The organism is Bacillus sp. FJAT-45037 (assembly GCF_002797325.1).
Classification (GTDB): Bacteria; Bacillota; Bacilli; order Bacillales; family Bacillaceae_D; genus Alkalihalophilus.
In genome coordinates, this window is record NZ_KZ454938.1 from 887752 (window position 1) to 910318 (window position 22567).

The 22567-nt window shown below is 39.9% G+C and carries 21 protein-coding genes; 15 read left to right on the forward strand and 6 right to left on the reverse strand.

The features are described 5' to 3' along the window. Positions 1-62: 62 nt before the first annotated feature. The 9 genes from CDZ88_RS04500 to CDZ88_RS04540 all read left to right on the forward strand — a co-directional run bounded on the left by CDZ88_RS04500 (position 63) and on the right by CDZ88_RS04540 (position 8485). The gene (locus CDZ88_RS04500) at positions 63-707 is read left to right on the forward strand and encodes a helix-turn-helix transcriptional regulator (RefSeq protein WP_157796475.1); all 645 of its coding nucleotides are present in this window, start codon (positions 63-65) and stop codon (positions 705-707) included. A 27-nt stretch (positions 708-734) separates the two neighbouring features. Next, positions 735-1556, forward strand: coding sequence for a pyruvate, water dikinase regulatory protein (locus CDZ88_RS04505; RefSeq protein ID WP_100372402.1), 822 nt, complete (start codon positions 735-737; stop codon positions 1554-1556). A 361-nt stretch (positions 1557-1917) separates the two neighbouring features. Beyond that, positions 1918-2367, forward strand: a complete 450-nt coding sequence (locus CDZ88_RS04510; protein ID WP_232718559.1) for a YaiI/YqxD family protein — start codon at positions 1918-1920, stop codon at positions 2365-2367. Positions 2368-2424: 57 nt separating this feature from the next. Beyond that, positions 2425-4215: a DNA primase gene (gene dnaG, locus CDZ88_RS04515; protein WP_100372404.1), complete on the forward strand. Its 1791-nt coding sequence runs from the start codon at positions 2425-2427 to the stop codon at positions 4213-4215. Between the two features lie 59 nt (positions 4216-4274). After that, on the forward strand, positions 4275-5390 hold the full coding sequence (gene rpoD, locus CDZ88_RS04520) for an RNA polymerase sigma factor RpoD (RefSeq protein WP_100372405.1): 1116 nt from the start codon (positions 4275-4277) through the stop codon (positions 5388-5390). Between the two features lie 93 nt (positions 5391-5483). Then, on the forward strand, positions 5484-6020 hold the full coding sequence (locus CDZ88_RS04525; RefSeq protein WP_100372406.1) for a hypothetical protein: 537 nt from the start codon (positions 5484-5486) through the stop codon (positions 6018-6020). A gap of 133 nt (positions 6021-6153) precedes the next feature. After that, positions 6154-6525 carry a cytochrome c550 gene (gene cccA / locus CDZ88_RS04530; protein WP_100372407.1) on the forward strand — a complete coding sequence of 124 codons (372 nt, stop codon included), beginning with the start codon at positions 6154-6156 and terminating at the stop codon, positions 6523-6525. A 131-nt stretch (positions 6526-6656) separates the two neighbouring features. Continuing rightward, positions 6657-7364: a tRNA (adenine(22)-N(1))-methyltransferase gene (locus CDZ88_RS04535; protein WP_100372408.1), complete on the forward strand. Its 708-nt coding sequence runs from the start codon at positions 6657-6659 to the stop codon at positions 7362-7364. Then, positions 7364-8485, forward strand: a complete 1122-nt coding sequence (locus CDZ88_RS04540) for a Nif3-like dinuclear metal center hexameric protein (protein WP_100372409.1) — start codon at positions 7364-7366, stop codon at positions 8483-8485. The genes CDZ88_RS04535 and CDZ88_RS04540 overlap by 1 nt, the downstream gene beginning before the upstream one ends. A 51-nt stretch (positions 8486-8536) precedes the next feature. Here CDZ88_RS04540 and CDZ88_RS04545 read toward each other — a convergent pair whose 3' ends face one another. The 3 genes from CDZ88_RS04545 to vrrA form a co-directional block, all read right to left on the reverse strand. Next, on the reverse strand, positions 8537-9481 hold the full coding sequence (locus tag CDZ88_RS04545) for a 4-hydroxy-3-methylbut-2-enyl diphosphate reductase (protein ID WP_100372410.1): 945 nt from the start codon (positions 9479-9481) through the stop codon (positions 8537-8539). 105 nt (positions 9482-9586) lie between these two features. Next, positions 9587-10075: a CarD family transcriptional regulator gene (locus CDZ88_RS04550; protein ID WP_100372411.1), complete on the reverse strand. Its 489-nt coding sequence runs from the start codon at positions 10073-10075 to the stop codon at positions 9587-9589. Between the two features lie 103 nt (positions 10076-10178). Further along, positions 10179-10769 carry a VrrA/YqfQ family protein gene (gene vrrA / locus CDZ88_RS04555; RefSeq protein WP_157796476.1) on the reverse strand — a complete coding sequence of 197 codons (591 nt, stop codon included), beginning with the start codon at positions 10767-10769 and terminating at the stop codon, positions 10179-10181. 160 nt (positions 10770-10929) lie between these two features. Here vrrA and CDZ88_RS04560 point away from each other — a divergent pair, with 160 nt between their 5' ends. Together CDZ88_RS04560 and CDZ88_RS04565 are read left to right on the forward strand one after the other, a co-directional pair. Next, complete coding sequence (locus CDZ88_RS04560) at positions 10930-12294, forward strand: DEAD/DEAH box helicase (RefSeq protein WP_100372412.1); 1365 nt, start codon at positions 10930-10932, stop codon at positions 12292-12294. Between the two features lie 18 nt (positions 12295-12312). Then, positions 12313-13206 (forward strand): deoxyribonuclease IV, encoded by an 894-nt coding sequence (locus CDZ88_RS04565; protein ID WP_100372413.1) that lies wholly within the window; start codon positions 12313-12315, stop codon positions 13204-13206. 50 nt (positions 13207-13256) lie between these two features. On the opposite strand, the gene CDZ88_RS04570 is transcribed toward CDZ88_RS04565, so the two are convergent. Then, positions 13257-13523 carry a DUF2624 domain-containing protein gene (locus CDZ88_RS04570; RefSeq protein WP_100372414.1) on the reverse strand — a complete coding sequence of 89 codons (267 nt, stop codon included), beginning with the start codon at positions 13521-13523 and terminating at the stop codon, positions 13257-13259. 307 nt (positions 13524-13830) lie between these two features. Here CDZ88_RS04570 and CDZ88_RS04575 point away from each other — a divergent pair, with 307 nt between their 5' ends. From CDZ88_RS04575 to CDZ88_RS04590, 4 genes are all read left to right on the forward strand, one after another. Next, complete coding sequence (locus tag CDZ88_RS04575) at positions 13831-14964, forward strand: two-component system sensor histidine kinase NtrB (protein WP_100372415.1); 1134 nt, start codon at positions 13831-13833, stop codon at positions 14962-14964. A 716-nt stretch (positions 14965-15680) separates the two neighbouring features. Next, on the forward strand, positions 15681-16436 hold the full coding sequence (locus CDZ88_RS04580) for a metal ABC transporter ATP-binding protein (RefSeq protein ID WP_100372416.1): 756 nt from the start codon (positions 15681-15683) through the stop codon (positions 16434-16436). After that, on the forward strand, positions 16433-17305 hold the full coding sequence (locus CDZ88_RS04585; RefSeq protein WP_100372417.1) for a metal ABC transporter permease: 873 nt from the start codon (positions 16433-16435) through the stop codon (positions 17303-17305). Before CDZ88_RS04580 ends, CDZ88_RS04585 begins: the two co-directional genes overlap by 4 nt. A 327-nt stretch (positions 17306-17632) precedes the next feature. Continuing rightward, on the forward strand, positions 17633-18343 hold the full coding sequence (locus CDZ88_RS04590) for a lytic transglycosylase domain-containing protein (RefSeq protein ID WP_232718561.1): 711 nt from the start codon (positions 17633-17635) through the stop codon (positions 18341-18343). Between the two features lie 234 nt (positions 18344-18577). Here CDZ88_RS04590 and CDZ88_RS04595 read toward each other — a convergent pair whose 3' ends face one another. Continuing rightward, a complete protein-coding gene (locus CDZ88_RS04595; protein WP_100372419.1) occupies positions 18578-20677 on the reverse strand; it encodes an RNA degradosome polyphosphate kinase in 2100 nt (699 codons plus the stop codon). 96 nt (positions 20678-20773) lie between these two features. Next, a complete protein-coding gene (gene ppx, locus CDZ88_RS04600; RefSeq protein ID WP_100372420.1) occupies positions 20774-22318 on the reverse strand; it encodes an exopolyphosphatase in 1545 nt (514 codons plus the stop codon). Between the last annotated feature and the right edge of the window lie 249 nt (positions 22319-22567).

The following is a 22567-nucleotide window of genomic DNA, read 5'->3' on the forward strand; positions in this document are numbered from 1 at the left end:
AAGTAGATCATTTAGTATATAATATTGAGCATAAAGCATAACACATTTGTGTGTTGAAGGCGGTGGACACAATCGAACTCACAAATCGGCAAGAATTTATTGTAAGCATTGTGAAAGAAAATGGACCAATTACAGGTGAGCAAATTGCAGAACGTCTTTCACTTACGCGTGCGACGCTCCGTCCTGATTTAGCGATTCTAACGATGGCAGGATATTTGGATGCTAGACCGCGAGTGGGTTATTTCTATACGGGAAAAACAGGCGCTCAATTACTTGGGGATAAGGTCAAAAATATTACAGTTGAGCACTATCAATCAAGACCGATTGTCGTGCTAGAATCATCTTCAGTGTATGATGCGATTTGTACGATGTTCCTTGAGGATGTTGGGACGTTGTTTGTTACAGATAAACGCACGTCACTCGTTGGTGTGCTCTCAAGAAAAGATCTGTTACGAGCTAGTCTTGGAAAACAGGCCTTAGAATCGATCCCTGTTAGTATTATCATGACAAGAATGCCAAACATCACGGTGTGCAAACAAGATGACTTAATTATCGAAGTTGCAAAAAAGCTGATCAGTAAGCAGATTGATGGGTTGCCCATTGTACAAGAAGTTGATTTTGGATCAGGTTATGAAGTGGTTGGTAGAATTACAAAAACAAATATTACTTCGCTGCTCGTAGATTTAGCAAATGATGAAACAATCTAGGGAAGCACCAGATACGAGGAGGTAATGATGGAAGAATTCAAGCAACGCCCTGTTGTGTATGTTGTCTCAGACTCTGTAGGGGAAACTGCTGAGTTAGTTGTGAAAGCTGCTGCGAGCCAATTTAATGGTGCAGGGGTTGAAGTTCGTCGAATTCCTTATGTGGAAGACCAAGGAACGATTGATGAAATCATCTATTTAGCTTCTCGCGCTAATGCATTGATTGCTTTTACGTTAGTTGTGCCGGAAATTAAGAATTATTTAATTGAAAGAGCGGCACAAGAAAACGTAGAAACGGTAGATATCATTGGACCGATGTTAAACAAGATAGAAACGTTGACAGGTAAACAACCTAGGTATGAACCAGGGCTTGTTTATCGATTAGATGAGGATTACTTCCGAAAAGTGGAAGCGATCGAGTTTGCTGTTAAGTATGATGATGGCCGTGACCCAAGAGGCATTGTCCGAGCTGATGTTGTACTTATCGGTGTATCAAGAACGTCTAAAACGCCATTATCACAATACTTAGCTCATAAGCGCTTAAAAGTTGCCAATGTTCCACTCGTTCCAGAAGTGGAACCGCCGCAGGAATTATTTAAAATCTCTGCTAAAAAATGTATCGGCCTAAAGATTAGTCCTGAAAAATTAAATGATATTCGTGCGGAGCGACTAAAAGCACTAGGGTTAAAACCTCAAGCGAATTACGCGAATATCGAACGTATTAAAGAAGAACTTGAGTTTGCTGAAAATGTCATGAACCGCATCGGTTGTCCTGTCATTGATGTATCCAATAAGGCTGTTGAAGAAACAGCTAACTTAATCTCAAGCATGTTTCAACGTAATAAGGCATAACAAAGAGGCACCTTTTTAAAAAAAGGTGCCTCTATTATGTTACTAGGTCTTGGTATTCATTTCTAATTTTGCCTGTCAGTAAAATAATACTAGTCAAACCATTGAAAGTTCCGTATAATAAAGAATTGTGTTCTTATTTGAAGCGTCTTTTGTTCTTGATTGGAAAAAAGAACATATAAATTTAAAAAGTCAAGACTTTTTCTTGTTTTTTTGGTAATGATAGTAAAGGAGAATGTGTATAAATAGCATATTGATGAAAAAAACGCTGGAATTCGTAACATTCGACAAAAAACAGCTAAATTCTTTAAAATGTATGCAGGAAATTAGAAGGAGATGTTGAATTCAAGTTATGAGCAACCAAATGGTGCGCGTTTTTGTAGATGCGGACTCGTGTCCTGTAAAAAGTGAGATCGTGTCGATTTGCCAAGAATATGAGGTAGGAGCGGTATTTGTTTCATCAACTGCTCATCATATTACCGTACCCGATATGTTTTTACAAGTAACGGTCGATTCGGATAAAGAGGCAGCCGATCTTTACATACTTAATCATACAAAACGTGGAGATTGTTGTGTGACTCAAGATCATGCACTTGCTTCTATTTTGCTTCCAAAAGGTGTTTCCGTCCTGTCACCAAGAGGGATAGTCTATCGCGAAGAAACCATTATGCAACTTTTAGATGCGCGGTATCTTTCACAGAAAGAACGGCGAAAAGGCGGAAAAACTAAAGGTCCAAAAGCCTTTACGGAAGAAGATCGAATGCGGTTTTGTCACCAATTAACTAGAATTTTATCAAAAGAAGAAGGAATATAGCAAAAAAACTCGAACATATATACACTCAGTCAGAAAAGAAACATGGTGATGCTTAATATGAGTAGTCGCATACCAGAAGAGACTATTGAACAAATTCGTCAACAGACGGACATTGTTGAAGTGATCAGTGACTATGTTCAATTAAAGAAACAAGGTAGACAGTACACGGGTTTATGCCCATTTCACGGAGAAAAAACCCCTTCATTTTCTGTTTCACAAGAGAAGCAATTGTATCATTGCTTTGGTTGTGGTGCAGGAGGGAATGTATTTTCTTTCTTGATGGAACATGAAGGGTATTCCTTTGTGGATGCAGCAAAGCACTTAGCCAACCAAGTGAATATTGATTTGCCGGAGATCGAACAAAGAGATAGCTCAACTAACACTCCTCATAAAATGATGATCGATGCGCATGCATTAGCGGCTAAATTGTATCATCATGTCCTAACGTTAACTGAAGAAGGGTTAACAGGGCGAGAGTATGCCAAGGTGAGAGAGTTTACGAAAGAGCAACTCGAGCATTTCCAAATTGGATTTGCCCCCGATCGTTGGGATTCTTTAACGATTATTTGTGAGAAACGAGGCTTTAATTTAGACACTGTTGCGAAAGCTGGTCTACTTGGTGTGAGAGATTCAGACCAAGGCTATTACGACAGGTTTAGAAATCGTTTAATGTTTCCAATTTGGGATGGGCAAGGAAATGTCATTGCTTTTGGTGGACGAATTCTTGGTTCTGAGAAACCGAAGTATATGAATAGTTCCGAAACACCTATTTTTCACAAAAGCAAAACGATCTATGCCTTGCACTTAGCAAGACCAACGATTCGAAAAGAAAATGCAGCGATTCTATTTGAAGGGTATGTTGACGTTGTCGCAGCTTGGGGAGCAGGCATTCAAAATGGGGTTGCTACCTTAGGAACAGCGCTAACGACTGAGCAGGCAAAAATCCTTAGGCGAAACGCGGAGACAGTCACCATTTGTTTTGACTCCGACCGAGCAGGTACAGAGGCAGCGTTTCGCTCAGCTAGTATATTAGAAAGTGCAGGCTGTCATGTAAAGGTAGCATTGATGCCAGATGGCCTAGATCCCGATGACTTCATTCGAAAATTTGGTGCAGAGCGCTTTAAAACGGATGTAATAGGGGCAAGCTTATCATTAATGGCCTTTAAAATGCGCTTCCTAAGAAAAGGAAAAAACCTTCAAGATGAAGGAGAACGTCTGCGCTACATCGAAGAAGTGTTAGTAGAAATTTCTACATTGACTAGAGCGGTTGAACGTGATCATTATCTCAGACAGATTGCTGATGAATTTTCCCTTTCTCTTGACGCCTTAAAGCAGGAACAATTTCAATTATTTAGGGCGAAAAAGCAGAAAGATCAACAGCATAAGCAGCCTGAAACGCGCAGGACGACGAAAGTATTGACTCAAAAAAAATTGCTGCCTGCGTATAAGAATGCAGAAAGGCTTCTCTTAGCACATATGATGAGAGATGCTGAAATTGCTGAGCAGGTACAAGAGCGCATCGGTGGAAATTTCAATGTGGATGAACACCATGCTATTGTGGCATATTTATACGCTTACTACGGTGAAGGGCGTGAGTCGAATCCTAGTGAATTTGTTCATCGTTTAGAAGACCCAGAACTGATCGGTTTGGCTTCTGAACTTGCGATGCTATCTGTTAATGAAGAATGTTCCGAACAAGAAATCATTGACTATATGCAACAGATTGAAAGTTATCCAAAGTGGGTAGAGATACAACAGAAGGAAATAGAGATGAAACAGGAACATGATCCTGTAGCAGCTGCCAAGTTAAAAATGGAAATCATTAAAATGAAAAAGCAGCTTCACTAAATATGTTGTAGAGAGCAACCACGAGAGTTGGATTGTGAACAATGGAAGGAGGGGATCGAATGGCAGAGAAACCATTACGCCCATTAGCAGAAGGTGAATTGTCTATCGATCAAGTCAAAGAACAATTAGTTGAGGTAGGGAAAAAGAGAGGTGTCTTAACCTACACAGAGATTACAGAAAAATTATCTGTGTTTGATCAAGACTCTGACCAAATGGATGAATTTTTTGAGTACCTTGGAGAACAAGGTGTCGAAATTCTAAATGAGTCAGATGATGCCCCTGCGATTCAACAAGCTGCAAAAGAGGAAGAGTTTGACCTAAATGACTTAAGCGTACCACCAGGCATTAAGATTAATGATCCTGTGCGTATGTACCTTAAAGAAATTGGTCGTGTTCCCCTTCTATCTGCACAAGAAGAAATTGAGCTCGCTAAGCGTATTGAAGAAGGAGACGAAGAAGCAAAACGTCGCCTTGCTGAAGCGAACTTACGTCTTGTCGTTTCGATTGCGAAACGTTATGTAGGACGCGGCATGTTGTTCCTTGATTTAATTCAAGAAGGTAACATGGGTCTAATTAAAGCAGTTGAGAAGTTTGATTACGAAAAAGGATACAAATTCAGTACGTATGCAACATGGTGGATTCGTCAAGCGATCACACGTGCGATTGCTGACCAAGCAAGAACGATTCGTATTCCCGTGCATATGGTTGAAACGATCAATAAACTCATTCGTGTACAACGTCAGTTACTTCAAGATTTCGGACGTGAACCAACGCCTGAAGAAGTAGCACAAGAGATGGAATTAACTCCAGAAAAAGTACGCGAGATTCTGAAGATTGCTCAAGAGCCTGTTTCGCTTGAAACGCCTATTGGTGAAGAAGATGATTCACACTTAGGAGATTTCATCGAAGACCAAGAAGCTCTTGCACCGTCTGATGCAGCTGCATACGAACTATTAAAAGAACAGTTAGAAGATGTTCTAGACACATTGACAGACCGAGAAGAAAATGTTTTACGTCTTCGTTTCGGGCTTGATGATGGCCGTACAAGAACGTTAGAAGAAGTCGGTAAGGTATTCGGCGTTACGCGTGAGCGTATCCGTCAAATCGAAGCAAAAGCTCTTCGTAAACTTCGCCACCCAAGCCGTAGTAAACGCCTAAAAGACTTCTTAGAATAAACAATAAATAGTGTTCGGTTACAAATGGTTTACTCATCGCTTAGATGGGTGAACCATTTTTCCATCACTCACAGACACTTTAGGAGGAGTAGGATGGATGAGCAACGAAAAGAGGTCATCATTCGCGAGATTAAACACTGGCGACAATCGAACCTACTGCCAAAGCATTACTGTGACTTTTTATTGACCCTTTATACAGAAGGAGAAGAAGAATTAATCGAACCCGTGAGTAAGCGCTTTCTAGACAAAAAGATGATCTTCACATTGATCATTGTGCAGCTCTGTTTTTTTATTACAACTCTTGTCATTTATTTTACTGATTTTTCAAATGGATTGCAAATGCTTATTGGTTTGATTCTTTCGACAATTGTGTTTATTTTGGCGAGAAGGACTGAAGGGACACCGAAGGTTTTCGTCGAATTTTGTTATTTTATTTCTGCACTTATTTTGTTTATACTATCAATGGAAGCAGTGACAACTGTTTTTGAACGTAGTAACATGGCGTTGACGGTCGTTGTACTTTTGCATTGTGTAGGTTGGGTTTTTATAGGAATGATAAAGAAAATGCGCTTTTTTTCAATTGCTGGTGTACTAGGACTTGTCGTACTCGGCATCTTTTGGATAAAATAAAAGAGTGACAAAAAAGCAAATCTTTACTCATTGTCTTTTCACAGGTCGTGTTTTCGAGTAAAATGGAGAAGGTAATCTTTATCGTCTACATAACTGACGTGAAAATAGTTTACATGCAAAGGAGGTTTTCGGCATGAGAGGTAGACCACTCTTACCTTTTGCGATTATAGCAATCGTAGGTATTCTTCTTATGATCTCGCTTTCATTCATCGGGTTAAATCAACGTGAAGCAATGAATGCAGATGAAGTAGAAGAAGAAGTAACAGAGTTTGAAGATCCAGTTACAGCTGGAGAAGGACTAGCACAAGCTTCTTGTATTGGCTGTCATGGTGGCGATTTAGGCGGTGGCTCAGGCCCAGCTTTAACGTCTCTTGAAGGTTCATACTCACAAGATCAAATCACAGATGTCATTCTTAATGGTATAGGCACAATGCCTGCTATATCAAATCTGAATGATGTAGAAGCTGATGCAATTTCTCAGTATTTACTTTCTATTTCTGAATAATGTAGAAAAAGTGGGGGTTCTCGTGACTCTCGCTTTTTTTCATGAGGATAAACGTTAGCTAGAGTTGAAAAAAGCCTGTAAACTCGGTAAGATGAGAAGCAGGAATGATATAGAAATGATAGGTGAAAAAAATGAATGAACGTCAATTATCAGCTCGCCTTGAGCGAGTGGCTACATATGTACCAACAGGAGTAAAAACAGCGGATATCGGTTCAGACCACGCGTATTTACCTTGCTATTTGTGCTTGAAGGACCCTGCTGCAACAGCAATCGCTGGCGAAGTGAATGAAGGGCCTTTTCTATCTGCCAAAACACAAGTGAGACAATCTGCTTTAGAAAAACGAATCTCGGTGCGAAAAGGAAACGGTCTTGAGGTGATTCATTCGGAAGATCACGTTGATGCAGTGACGATCGCTGGGATGGGTGGGGCATTAATTGCAACGATCCTTGAAGAAGGAAAAGAGAAGCTAGATGGCGTCTCGCGTCTTATCCTTCAGCCTAATGTATCAGCGATCACGATTCGAAAGTGGCTGTTTGAAAACGGGTGGAATTTGATCGCAGAAGAAATTATTGAAGAAGATGATAAAATTTACGAAATTCTTGTCGCTGATCGTGGCGATGTTTTACCTTTGTACGAGCAAGAGAAAGAAAAGAAGATGCTGCTAGGACCTTATTTGATGAGTGAATGCAATAAGGCCTTTCAATTAAAATGGACCTATGAAAAAAGCAATTGGGAGCGCATCTTGACCCAATTTGAAAAGGCAACAGAAACAGCAGAGTTAAAAAACAAAAAAGAGGAACTAAAGATGAAAATTCAAATGGTTCAGGAGGTCTTGTAATGGGCAAATTCGCAAATGGACAAGCATTAATCCAACAGTTTGAGAGTTGGGCTCCTAAATCATATGCCGTAGAAGGTGACAGCAACGGCGTGATGATTGGGACATTAAATAAACCGATCAAAAAAATCATGGTCGCTCTTGATGTGTTAGAAGAAGTGATTGATGAAGCGGTCTCAGAGAAGGTCGATTTAATTGTGGCTCATCACCCGTTATTATTTCGCCCATTAAAGAAAATTGATACGAATACCGCTCACGGACGAATTGTAGAAAAAGCGATCAAACATGATATTACAATTTATGCTGCTCACACCAATCTCGACGTCACTAAAGGTGGAGTGAATGACATGATGGCCGAAGCACTGGGATTAGAGGACACAGAAGTGCTATCACCGACGCAAACAACTGCGCTGAAAAAGGTCGTCGTCTATGTCCCGCATACTCATGCTGATCAAGTACGAGAAGCACTAGGGAATGTAGGTGCAGGTCATATCGGAGATTACAGCCACTGTTCGTTCAATACAAATGGTGTCGGTACCTTTTTACCTGGAGAAGGGACAAACCCTCATATCGGACAACCTAATCAACTTGAGCAAGTCGAAGAAGTTAAAGTGGAAACGATCATTCCAGCGCATCTACAAAATCGAGTTATTCAAGTCATTATGAAAGCTCATCCATACGAGGAACCAGCCTATGATGTCTACCCATTAGAAAACAAGGGAGAGACGTTGGGTCTTGGACGGATTGGTACGTTAAAAGAAGAAATGTCGTTAAAAGAGTTTGCTGAGCATGTGAAGTTGGCCTTTGATGTGAACGGGGCAAGAGTCGTTGGTGATTTATCGGCTTCTGTAAAAAAAGTGGCTGTGCTCGGTGGAGATGGAAATAAATACATGATGCAGGCTCTCTTTAAAGGCGCAGATGTGATGGTCACAGGAGATGTTTATTATCACGTGGCACATGATGTGATGATGGAAGGTCTCAATATCGTAGACCCAGGCCATAACGTTGAAAAAGTGATGAAAGAGGGCGTGAAACGTTTCTTTGATAAGTTTATCGAAGAGAAAAAGTATGATACGAAAGTGATCGCGTCAAAACCAAACACAGATCCGTTCCAATTTGTTTAAAAGGACAATAAAAAACGCTGCGCGTGGCTATGACCAGTGCAGCGTTTTTTGCTATTTCTTCGCTTTTACTTTAGGAAGAATTTTCTGTATCGTGACTTTACGCTCGAGTGCCCAAGTTGATTCATCTTCTGGATCATATTGTTCCAAGAACGAAATCACTTCTTTTGTAATCGGAGTCGGAGTAGATGCTCCTGATGTCACCCCAACGAGGTTGACTCCTGTTAGCCATTCGAGTTTAAGTTCTGTAATATCACCAATTCGATAAGCTGTCGTTCCTGCGATTTGTTCAGAAACTTGAGCGAGGCGATTGGAGTTATTGCTTTTTGGATCACCTACGACGATGACGAGGTCGCATTCTTTTGCTTGTTCGGCTACAGCCTCTTGGCGCACTTGAGTCGCTAAGCAAATCTCGTTATGAACTTCAGCAGAAGGATAGAGCTCCATCGCTTTTTTCATAATATCAGAAACGTCCCATTGACTCATTGTCGTTTGGTTCGTGATTGTGATTTTATCGGTTTGAAGATTTAGTCGTTCAACATCTTCAACGGATTCAACAAGGTGTACGGCGTCAGGTGCAACACCAATAGCTCCTTCAGGTTCAGGGTGACCCTTCTTGCCGACATAAATAAATTCATAGCCTTCTGCTGCTTTCTCACGAATAAGATCATGCGTCCGCGTGACATCTGGGCATGTTGCATCGACAACGGTTAGTCCCTTTTCTTTGGCTAGCTTTCTTACTTCTGGAGACACTCCGTGAGCGGTAAAAATAACTGTCCCTTTGTTAACTTGTTTTAGTATTTCTACTCGGTTTGGTCCATCTAAAGAAATGATACCATCTTCTACAAACGCTTCTGTTACATGCTTATTATGGACAATCATACCTAGAATATAAATCGGTCTAGGCAAGTCCAAATTTTGTGCAGCTTGACGTGCTAACACCATCGCGTCAACTACGCCGTAGCAATAGCCGCGAGGTGAAATTTTCATCACATTCATGACAGGCCTCCTAAAATGAGAGATCCTGTCCTCAGCAATTGAGAACAGGATTGTCGATTTGTCCTATATTATAAAGGAGATTGATAGATGTGACAATGATTTGGCTTAGTTTAGCTCAAGCAGTGCATTATCAATGAACTCATACGCTTGTTCTTCTGTCATATCATTCATTAGAACGAGTTCACTCGCGATCATTTGACGAGCTTTCTGCAAATGATTACGATCTTGGATGTGTAATCCATTCGCTCGCTCTGCTTGTTTTCTTGAAAGAGATGAGATCAAGTGAGCGGCATCTACAATACTTCCACTTTTCAATAAGTTTTCTGTTTCACGTGAGAAATGACTTGTAGATGGTGGGATGTCCGGTCCATTTTGTAATGCATCTACAAGAACATCTAATTCCTTTTGATCAATCACCTTTCGTAAACCAGATGAATCAATACGGTTTTCTGGTAGCATTAGCTTTACATCAACGAGAGGGAAGTGAAGGATGTAGTAAGAAAGAGTTTCACCTAAAACATCTTTTTCTTCAATATCCTTAATCGTTCCAGCACCGTGGTAAGGATAGACGACGTGATCACCAACTTTAAACATGGGCATTCCTCCATTCGAATAATACGTATAGTATAACATAAATTTATGCAAATTTAAAATTTTACTATCAGTAGTCGAATGTTGTCAACAAAGAAATCTCATTCTATATATAAAGTTTAGGTACAGGTAAGCCGTCGATCGTTTTTTTTACAGGTTTTGGTGGTGATTTTGCAGCGGTAATGGTCGATTGAGCGGATGCATCTGTAATTGGGACACCTTGTGGCTCTATCATTACCGGAGCACTTACAGGCACAGGGGGAGCTACAGGAGGCGTCGGTGTATCATTACTGCGCATGATTCGCCAGATCGTTGGCATATTACGAATAAGCGGTCCGTATTGCTGAACCATCGGAACGACTTGCTGAGTTAACCCTAAGATTCGTTGAGTGTTCTGAAGCACGGTTGTTAAATTCATGCCACTTCCTGCTCCTGCAGCAGCCCGCCCAATCCCAGTCGAAAGAGAGCCTCCAGTCGCTTGAGCAGCCCCGCCACCAAATAGCCTGGCTAACAAACCTCCACTACGCCCGGCCGTAGCCAAACCACCTAGTCCACGCCCAGCGCCACTTGCACCGAGTCCAAGCGCATTAGGGGCCATTTGTCCGCCAAACATAGGGGCGGCTTGCATAAATCCTGTCTGGACAGGAAATGGCTGCATAGGGATCGGGCCAAGAGGTGGTCCTATATAACGTTGCATATAAATGTCTCCTTTCACGTTATCCTTATAAGTAGGTATATGCCGAGTCTACAAAAAGGTGTGAATTTACAAGATAAAACAAAAGTAGCTACTAGCAGCTAATCTGTGGTAAAATGAACTATTGCAAAAAAAAGATACGGATGAAGGGTGAGAACAATTTATGAAAGCAACAAATTTTGAGAGGTTTGAATTAAAACCTTATTTAATAGACGCATTATCAGCACAGCACTTGGTTTTACCAACGGAAATTCAAGAACGTCTAATCCCTGCGATTAAAAACGGAAAAGATGTTATTGGTCAATCACAAACAGGTACAGGGAAGACTTTATCGTTCCTTCTACCAATCTTAGACAAAATCGATACAAAAAAAGATCAAGTCCAAGCTGTGATTACTGCTCCAACAAGAGAACTAGCTACACAATTATTTGATGAACTAAAGAAATTAATTGAGCATTGTCCAGAAGACGAGGCCGTTCACGCGAAGTTATTAGTGGGTGGAACGGATCGTCAGCGTGCTATTGATAGCTTAAAGACCCAACCACATATTGTCGTTGGTACAGCGGGACGAATTGGTGACTTAGTCGATGATAAGGCCCTCCTTGTTTACACAGCAACGGTGCTTGTGGTTGATGAAGCAGACCAAATGCTTGATATGGGCTTTATTGCTGATGTTGATAAAGTCGCTTCAAAAATGGCTGAAAAGTTACAGATGATGATCTTCTCAGCAACGATCCCTGAAAAACTTCAACCATTTTTAAAGAAATACATGAATGATCCTCGTCATGTGCATGTTGAGCCAAAACATGTGACAGCCTCTAAGATCGAACACCGTATTGTGCCGCTTCGTAACCGCGATAAATTAACTTTCGTCGTTGACCTTGCTAAGTCAATGAATCCCTATTTAGCGATTGTGTTTACGAACACGAAAGAGCAGGCGGATGAAGTAACAGCAGCGATGCTTGATGCAGGCTTAAATGCAGAATGTTTACATGGTGGACTACAACCACGTCAACGAAAGCAAATTATGAAGCAAGTAAAAGAAGTGAAAATGCAGTTTTTAGTGGCAACGGATCTGGCTGCGCGTGGAATTGATATAAAGGGTGTTACTCATATCATTAATTTCGGTCTTCCTAAAGACTTAGATTTTTATATTCACCGAGTTGGCCGTACCGCTCGTGCAGGGGCAGATGGTATTGCTTATACAATTTTCACACAAGAGGATCAACCCGCTGTTGAAAAATTACTGAAAAAAGGAATCAAATTTACGTATTATGACTTTAAGAAAGGCGAGTGGAATAAATTGGACAAACCACCACTAGGCGTTCCTGGTAAACGTCGTCAACCAACGACGAAACAAGAAGGAACAACTTCGCCCAAGCAAGAAAAGAAAGAAGTAGCTAATACTGGAGTAGGGAAAGCGAAAGCGAAACCGAAAAAAGTAAAACCAGCTTACAAGAAAAAAGCACGTTTCAAGCAAGCAAAAGAAGCGCAGCGTGAGCGTCGTATTAAATCGCGTAATAAGTAATAACGGAGGACCTTTAGCATGACATTAAAACTTGGTTCACATGTATCTATGAACGGAAAAAAGATGCTACTAGGTGCTAGCGAGGAAGCCGCTTCATATGGTGCTAATACGTTCATGATTTACACAGGTGCCCCTCAAAACACTCGTCGTAAACCAATTGAAGAGTTAAACATTGAGGCTGGCCAAGCACATATGAATGAACACAGCATGGTCGATATTGTTGTTCATGCACCATATATCATTAATATTGCGAATACGACAAAGCCAGAAACATTTGAGCTCGGTGTTAACTTCCTACGTTCTGAGATCGAGCGAACAGAGGCACTAGGTGCAAAACAAATCGTTTTGCACCCAGGCGCTCATGTTGGGGCAGGATCCGAAGTAGGAATCGCTAAAATTATCGAGGGATTAAATGAAGTGCTTGAGACTAAGCATGACGTTCAAATTGCCCTTGAAACGATGGCTGGAAAAGGGACTGAATGTGGTCGTTCATTTGAAGAACTAGCTCAAATCATTAATGGCGTAACACATAATGAACGATTATCTGTTTGTTTTGATACCTGTCATATTCATGATGCTGGTTATGACATTGTCGAAGATTTCGATGGCGTGCTAGAAGAGTTTGATCGCATTGTTGGAATCAACCGCCTAAAAGTTCTTCATATTAATGACAGCAAAAACATTCGTGGAGCACGTAAAGACCGTCATGAAAACATTGGGTTTGGACATATCGGTTACAAAGCGATTCACAAAATTGTTCATCACCCTAGCTTAGAAGACGTACCGAAGATCTTAGAAACACCGTTTGTTGGTGAAGACAAGAAAAATAAAAAACCACCTTATAAGCACGAGATTGAGATGCTTAAAAAAGGTGAGTTTGATGAAGACTTGCTAGAAAAAATCATGAATTAGCAAAAACCTGCTCTCGACCGAGGGCAGGTTTTACTGTCGTTTGTATGAAGTTAATTGAGAAAATGACCAAATTGTTGCAGGAGTTGTTGAATAATCGAAGAAACATGAGGGTCTACATCTGATTGCAAACGTTGAATTACATAGTTCACTTGTGCCTCGTTACCTACATCAATGGGAGCCTCTTGTAACACTTTGATGACACCTTCTGCTTGAGTTTGATTCAATGGGATTTGATATTGTGCACTTAATTGTATCAACTCTCCCGCAGTTAGTGTATTCACTTTCTGATTCACAAGTTGTTGCATGATTGAATTCATCAAAGCACCCCTTTAACAGATTTTCTTGCAGTAGCCAAAGAATAGGAGAAGAGTGATGTTTAAAATTTTGCGAAGTTAAACAGCACCCTCCGCTTTTATAATCTATATGTTCTTATTCGGAAATTGTGCGAAAAAAAAGGATATTATTTGGTTATCATCGAATGATTAGAAACATAAGGAACATTACTAAATTGTTACATTTAATGCAGATTTATTACATTCAATCATAGAGCATGTTATGATAAAAGATAATATAACTTGTACTTATTTCCTTATTTGCGTTGATCTAATAAAGAGGGAGGGGCATATGAAAAAGAATCAGGAAGAAAGCAAAGCCCCTAAAAGGAGTAGTTACATGCATTTTGAATCTCAAACACCGTTACATAATCAGACGAATGTAAATTCCTCCTCGCATGATTTGAGTAGGAACACCGAAACTAGAGAGTTTATTGATGAGCTCGGTATTCCGTATTTAAAAGTCAATCATTTCACAGAGATTATTGCTTGGAATCAATCCTTTGTGGAATTAACGGATATGAGATCTGCTTATTTACATGATTCTACTATCGAAGAATTATCAACACATGATGAACTATTGTCATTTGCCTATCAATTAATTCTAAAAGTATTATCGAATAATGAAGCAGTGGATGCTGATTTTGAAGAAGGAGAATTATATGTACGGGTTAAGGTACTTCAACCTTGTGAGAAAGGGGAGATGTATCTAATATTTGAAGATCGTTCGTTGCAAAAGCAGTTTGAGAACTTATTAACGTTTCATCATCAGATGGAGGCGGTTTCTCACATAGCTGCAGGTGTAGCGCATGAATTACGGAATCCTTTATCTGTTATCAAAGGCTTCATGCAGCTAGCGAAGTTAACAGGAGACCACGATAAATATTATGATACAGTTCTTTCAGAGTTAAACCGAATGAATGGGATCATTGAAGATTTCCTCTCGGTTTCTCGCAAGAAAATTGGTCGGAAAAAACAATCACCTTTTCTAATTATGAGTTCATTGATCGAAATCATTAAATCCGAGTGTTTACTTCATGATGTAGAGCTAACACTTGAACTCACTCCAACCAAGTCTCTTGTTTGCGTCAATGAATCAATGGTTAAACAAGTCGTCTTAAATTTACTTAGAAATTCAATTGAAGCCTATGGAAGTTCTAATACATCACGATTGTTTAAAGTTCAAACATTCGCTGAAGAAGATTTCTACCGTATTGTTGTGTCAGATAATGGAAAAGGAATGCCGCAATCCGTACTAGAACAGCTTGGAAAACCATTCTTCACAACGAAAGAGACAGGAACGGGCATTGGAATACCCCTTTGTAAAAAAATTATTGAAGATCATGGAGGGTCATTCCATATTTCAAGTGAATTTAATGTTGGAACGGCAGTAACTTTAACGTTACCTACTGTTATGATTGAATAATGAGCTCACTGCAGTGATGTGGGGCTCATTTTTTTATGTTTTAGAGTAGTTATGCATGAACTAGCATATTTTTTTCTAATTTTGACTCAATAAATTTTACAATATAATCGATTTAAGTCAGATTCGCGCAAAATATAACCATTTCCGCGCGAAATCTGAGAGATACGCGCAAATATGAGCCGTTTTCGCGCGAAATCCACGAATTTCCGCGCAAATGCTTCCATAATATAGAAAATTACTTGAGCTCTATTTTTGCGCCTCTAAACGGCAACCCCCACTTTTCTGTCTAGCTCCATGGCTCAGCGTCTAGTAAAATTACGTGCGCCTCGGTCGATAAGTCAACATCAGATCACTCCGTTCTCTGTGTTTCCTTTATCTCGGTCGCCGCCCTCCATTTTATACGCCGCTTAACGAGCCATTCCACTTTTCTGTCTAGCTGCGGCTCCTTGGAATTCGGGTAAAACCGTTGAATCGAACGAAGTCAAAGAGCGACTTCTTATCGCTCCCCCTAGTTTTCCCTCATTCCAGACCAGTCGCCTCCACTTTTCTGTTTACTTTTATTGAAATTTTCTCTATAATTGTACTTAGGAATAAAAGTTTCCCTAAGTAAACTTTTATTCCTAAAACTAATTTGCACTTTTAAGTTCTTTTATCCATAAACTAATTAGAAGAATGCCCAAATGGGTTGGTATATGAGTGAATAGGGGGAAGAGGCAATGAGTAAAGTCATAGAAGTTAGTCATCTTTCTGTGTATTATGAGAGCAATGAGGCGATAAAAGATATTAGTTTTCAAGCTGAGGAAGGTCAATTAATTGGTGTTGTTGGTCCGAATGGGGCGGGGAAATCGACGTTGATGAAGGCCATATTAGGTCTGGAAAAATCAACAGGTGATGTGAAAGTACTCGGCAAGAGGGTGAAGGATGTAAGAAAGCAAATCTCTTACGTTCCGCAGCGTAGCCAAATTGATTGGGACTTTCCTGTACGCGTGCAAGATGTTGTTCTGATGGGGAGAGCGGCGCATACCCCGTGGTTCAAACGTCACTCCAGTAACGATAAGGAGATTGTTAAGGAATGTCTTGATAAAGTCGGTATGCTTGAATTATCAAAGCGTCAAATTGGAGAATTATCTGGTGGACAACAACAACGAGTTTTTATTGCTCGGGCCTTGGCACAAGATGCCGATATGTTCTTTTTAGATGAGCCATTTGTAGGAATCGATGTGACGTCTGAAAAAATTATTATCGGACTTCTGAGAGAACTGAAAGAACAAAATAAAACCGTATTTGTTGTTCATCATGACTTAAGTAAAGTTCAAGATTATTTTGATCAACTATTACTTATTAATAAAGAGCTCATTCGTTTCGGTGAAGTAAGCGAAGTGTATACACCAGAGGTTTTATCAAAGACATATCAAGGTAGTTTAGCTCTCTTTGGTTCAGACAATGGTCACATGGTGGTGACGCCACAATGAATAATGTGCCATTTTTTATCGATCAAGTCATGCGTTATTCTTATTTGCAACAAGCGTTACTAGCAGCGGTGTTGGTAGGAATAATATGTGGAGTCATTGGCTGCTTTATTATTTTACGCGGGATGGCCCTTATGGGGGATGCGATCTCTCATGCGGTATTACCAGGCGTTGTCATTTCTTATATGATTGGTATCAATTTCTTTTTTGGTGCTATGGTCACAGGTGTGTTAACCGCGCTAGCGATTGGATATGTTTCACAAAACAGTCGAATCAAAGACGATTCTGCAATAGGGATTTTGTTCACAGCGGCGTTTGCTTTGGGAATTGTCATGATTACAGGTCTTCGAGGTACAGGAGTGGACCTATGGCATATTTTATTTGGTAACGTGCTAGCTGTATCGAGAGATGATCTTTGGGTTACCGCAGGAATTGGATTTTTTGTATTGTCTCTCATTGTTTTATTTTATCGTCCATTGCTGATTAGTACGTTCGATCCAATTATGGCGAGGGCGACAGGGATTCCGGTTAAGTTTATTCATTATTTATTAATGTTTTTACTGTCTCTTGTGACCGTTGCGTCGTTGAAATCGGTTGGGATTGTATTAGTTGTAGCGATGCTAATCACACCTGGCGCGACCGCTTATTTACTAACGGATCGATTGCCAGTCATGCTTAGTTTGTCTGCTCTATTCGGAGTAATTAGTGCGATTGTTGGCATTTACTTCTCTGTTATATATGATGTGGCAAGTGGGGCATCGATTGTCTTAGTCGCATCCTTCTTGTTTGGTTTAGCGTTCTTTTTTGGACCAAAGCAAGGGGTCGTTATAAGGGGATTTAGGGCGAGGAAATTTAAACGCGCAAGCAACTAAATAGCAGAATACCGTCACTTGATCGTTAAATCGGGTGATGGTTTTTTTTGTATGGATTTTCTAAACAATTCCAAATAACCAGTAAAATATTCCTTTTTTCTATGTAAATTCCTATTGAAACGGTGAAAAAGGAGGATAGGTGAAGAAAAGCGGATTACATATATGAATGAAAGAGATGATTGGTTTAGATCAATTGATAGTAGGGTATATCATCTTAGAACGTTCTCTGTCCTGTTTGTTTTGTGTCGCTATTTTCGGTAGCATGTTAAACACTGAAACAAAAGATGGATGAACATCTTATCAGACTAAAGTTAAAAGAGGAGATACATGATGAAAACACAATACTTTTTGATTTTCGCTGTACTTACTCTTGCTATAGGCACAGGATATTTCTATTTTCAAACGATGGAGTTGCAGGAAAACGTTGAGCAATCGGAAGAAGTAATCAACGAACTGCAAACAGCTAACGAAGTAAAAGAAATGGAAATGTATTATGCTGAGCAGAGTAAAGAAATAGAAATTGATACAGGATATCATTCTTGGGTTGATTCAAGACAACTTGCAGAAGAGCTTTATAAAGATAGTGAAGGTCAATTTGAAAAAGAGTGGGGAATCTTTCTTGGAGAAGTTGCAAATCAATATGATATTGAGCCACTGATTGTATATGAGCTTTTGCGTACGGAAACAGGGGGGACATTCGATCCTACCTTAGTTGGACCAGAAACTCGTTATGGACATGCATATGGTATGGCGCAATTCATGAAGAACACCGCTCCATGGATCGCTGAGAAAGCTGGTCTTGAGTATGAATATGATTTGTTATATGATCCGATTTACTCGATTGAATTAGCGATTGTCTACCTAGGCTTCTTACATGATCGTTATGATGATTGGGACCATGCGTTAACCGCTTATCACCGTGGAATGTATGGACTTGAGAAATACATTGAGGAAAATGGGAATGCGGCAAGCTGGTATGCTGTCGAAATTCAAGAAAATGCACAAGAATTAGAAGGATTTGTCTACGTTAATAACTAAACAATAAGCATGCATGAGAGGAAGATCTCATGCATGCTTTTTTCGTGATTGGCTTTGAGGGATTTCGCGCGAATCGTACTAGTTTCCGCGCAAACATCTTCCTGTTTCGAGCAAAATCACATCATTTCTGCGCGAAAAAAGCAAGTTTTCGCGCAAATGCAGCAAGAAAATGGAAAACGGAGTCACCGCCCTCCATTTTATACGCCACTAAACAAGCCCTTCCGCATTTCGTCTCTACTCGTCGTGTTTGAGGGAGTAGTGGTAGAAGGTGAGTTGGGATTGGATGGATAGTTGATCGTCTGTTTTTTGTACATAATGATACGTTCCATCGGGTGCTTGTTCGCGTGCTTTGACGTTGTCGAGTAAAGTGATGTCGAGAATGTTCTTTACTCGGTCCTTAATGCGCGGGGCGAGGATGGGGAATAAAATCTCGATTCGCTTTTCCATATTTCTTGTCATCCAGTCCGCTGAAGAGAGGAAGGCTTTTTCTTCTCCGTCATGATTAAAGTAAAAAATTCGGCTATGTTCGAGATAACGGTCGACGATGCTTCTTACACGAATGTTTTCACTCACATCTTTAATACCGGGTCGTAAGCAGCAAATTCCTCGAATAATTAGATCAATTTTTACCCCAGCATGAGAAGCTTCATACAATTTTAAAATAATCGGTTTGTCGGTCAGGGAGTTCATTTTAGCGATGATCCGGCCGTTTCCGCGCTCTTTATGAAAGGCAATCTCTTGGTCAATGAGCTCTAAGAATTGATCGCGAATGTCAAAGGGAGCCGTTGAGAGGTAATGCCATACAGGCTTTTCTCTGTAGCCGCTTAAGTAATTAAAGAAATTGGTAGCATCAATTCCGATTAGTTCGTCTGATGTAAGGATACCCATATCCGTGTACATTTTTGCGGTCGAATCATTGTAATTTCCGGTCCCTAAATGAACAAGACGTTGGATTTCATTGTTTTGATGCCTAACAACTAACGTAATTTTACTATGTGTTTTTAAGGAGGTAATCCCGTAAATTACATGGACCCCTGCTTTTTCAAGCTTCTTCGCCCATTGAATATTGTTTTCTTCATCAAATCGGGCTTTTAACTCGACTAACACCGTCACTTGCTTCCCGTTTTCAGCTGCGCGCTCTAGAGCATGAATAATTGGAGAATCACCACTTACACGGTACAGTGTCTGTTTGATTGCGAGAACACTGTCATCGTCGGCTGCTTGTGAAATGAAATCAACGACAGGTTGAAAGGATTCATATGGATGGTGCAAAAAGATGTCCCTTTTAACAATGGCATCAAAAATGTTTTCTTCACCAATTAAGTCCGTTGGTTGTTGCGGAATTAAGGTTTCATCGGCCAAATGTTCATATTCATTCGCTAATTGCTTGTGTAATTTAAACAAAAAGGAAAGATCAAGGGGCCCTTGAAAAGAGTAGACATCATCCTTATGGACCTCTAGGACGTCTAATAAGAGTTTTAAGATCGTTGGGTTCATCGTACCTTCCTGAATCTCTAATCGTACCCCAGACCCCCACTTACGCCGTTTTAATTCTTTCTCGATTTCACGTAATAAATCTCGTGCACCTTCTTCATGGATCGTCATATCTGCATTCCTTGTAATCCGAAAAGGAGAGACCGATAAGACCTCATACCCAAGAAATAATTCATTAAGAAAATGACTAATCACTTCTTCAAGCAAAATAAACGCCTCTTTGTCGTTCGTTGAGGGAATAGTGATGACTCGATTTAGGACGGCTGGCACTTGAACAATAGCGAGTTGCTTGGTTTGATTTTCTTCTTTTTTCAATAAGACTGCTAAGTTTAAGCTTTTGTTTAACAACATCGGAAACGGGCGATAGGCATCAATGGCCATCGGGGTGAGCACAGGGTAAATGTACTTCTGAAATCTATTTTTTAAATAATTGAGTTGTTCGTTGTTTAATTCATGAATCGATAAAAATTGAAAGCCTTCATGATACAACATAGGAACTAACGTTTCAGTGAACACACGATCCTGCAGTTGCACAAGACGGTGATTCACTTTGGCAATTTCTTTTAATTGCTGCTTTGGTGTAAGTCCTGCTTTATTTTCAGGGCGGTTAAATCCAGCTTTCACTTGATCTTTTAGGCCTGCGACTCGAACCATGAAAAATTCATCTAAATTCGAGCTGAAAATCGCTAAGAATTTGAGTCGTTCTAATAGAGGGTTTCTTTCGTCGATGGCTTCCTCTAGTACCCGTTCATTGAAGGCAAGCCAACTTAGTTCACGGTTGTTGTAATATTTGGCTTCGTTAAAATTAATAGATGCTTCTTCTGTAAACTTATTAGGCATAAGCGTCAACCTTTCTATTCCAATGATGAGATATCAAATATAATCCACTACAATCATATCAATTGAATGTAAATATTATGTTAAGATTGGCGAAGCTTAGTCACTAATCGGTTTAAAGTCAAGATTGATCGATAATTGGGTTACGCGCTCAAGATGCTTTTTATGTTTGTTGGCATACACTTTTTCAAACGAACAATCATTCTGGTAATAGATCGGTACCGTACATGAATCCTCTGATTGAGAGCCTTTACCGATTTTTTTAACGGTATAGCGCTTTGTCCGAGTTAAACAATAAGCAAGCTTCATGATCGATCCTAAAAATTCATACTGCTTTAGCTCTTTTTTGGATAGAAGATCTTTGTAGGCCTTAGCTAACTGCATCATTTGTGATTTCGATTTAAATGATGAGATAAAGGCAACCGCTAAACGTTCTTTGTGGCTGAGTCCATCAATGGTCATATGAGCAACTAAATAAAACGTATGTTCACTGCTTGATTCTTTATTAATAAACTCACCAATGTATAGCGTTTTAGCACTGTATCGTAGAAGGTTCATGGCATCTTGCTTACTAAGGTCATCAGGAGCCTGATGTTTGAACTCCGAATAGAGTTTCATGGCAAGTTTTGTCACGTCTTTCACATGGTCAAGATCAACTCCATAATCAAGGCTCAATTGATGAAAGCTTTCCTCTACAACTATGGGAAACTTATTCGTATCCATGGGGCGTAGCATTTCTTCAAATAAAAGGCCATCTCGAAGGCCACGACGACTTAAAATAAAACGATCTGATCCTACATAATCGACAAAAGAAGAGATGACAACCCCTGCAGGAATGATGATGTCTTCACGGTCTTTTGACAAACCCTCAATCGAGCTTCTATCTTCCATAGGCGTACCAATTAAATCCTTCACTACATGATGTAACTCGGCTTGGGTTAACTCGTACTGATGTAAACCACCGAGTGGGTAATGAACTTTATTCTTATGTATTAGAGCGAGGTTTCTCGCACTGCCGCCAATGCCAATGACATGCTCTTTAGGAACGGACTTAAGCCAAGCAATTTCGTTAAACTGTTTAATAATATAGTCCTTCATAGTTTTAAGCTCTTTTTCAGTCGCTTCCTTACCTTGGATGAATGAGGCTTGAAGAGTAACCGCACCAAATGGAAAACTATGATAATGCTTTAATTCACGATTTTTAAAATAGGTAACTTCTGTGCTGCCTCCACCAATATCAATCGTAAAACCGTTTTCAATAGAGGTCGAGTTAATAACTGCAAGATAACCATAATAGGCTTCTTCGTAATCGGATAAAACACGAATTTGAATGCCAAGGACATCATTGACAATCGTTATCACTTCTTTTTGATTCGTCGATTGACGTAAGGCAGCGGTTCCTACCGTAGCGATATGACCGACTTGATGAAAATTCATCATATCGCGAAAACGAACCAAAATTTCTAGTAAGAGATTGACTCCTTTTTCAGTTAATTCACCTTTATCATTAATATGTGAGCTAAGTCGAGCTACTTTTTTCACATTGTGAAGTTCTTTGTAACTCCCTTTGGAATCTAGTTCAGTGATGACTAAACGAATGGAGTTAGATCCTATATCGATAATAGCGAAACGTTGCTTATTCATATCAGGTGGACATCCTCTCTTTTTCCGAACAATTCTTACATGGTACACGAAATAATCTACATATCAATTTATTATACCAAATTTAGAAACTCCTGAGCTAAAAGGGTGGACAGAAAAAGAATATCCTTTATAATAAGAAAGGATTATTTTATAAATCGGAATGGTTCTTACTTTATGTTTTAATAAATGAGGCACCACTTATGAGTAGTATGGTAGAAGCATAATCATCTTAAACAGTGGAGGTGGCAA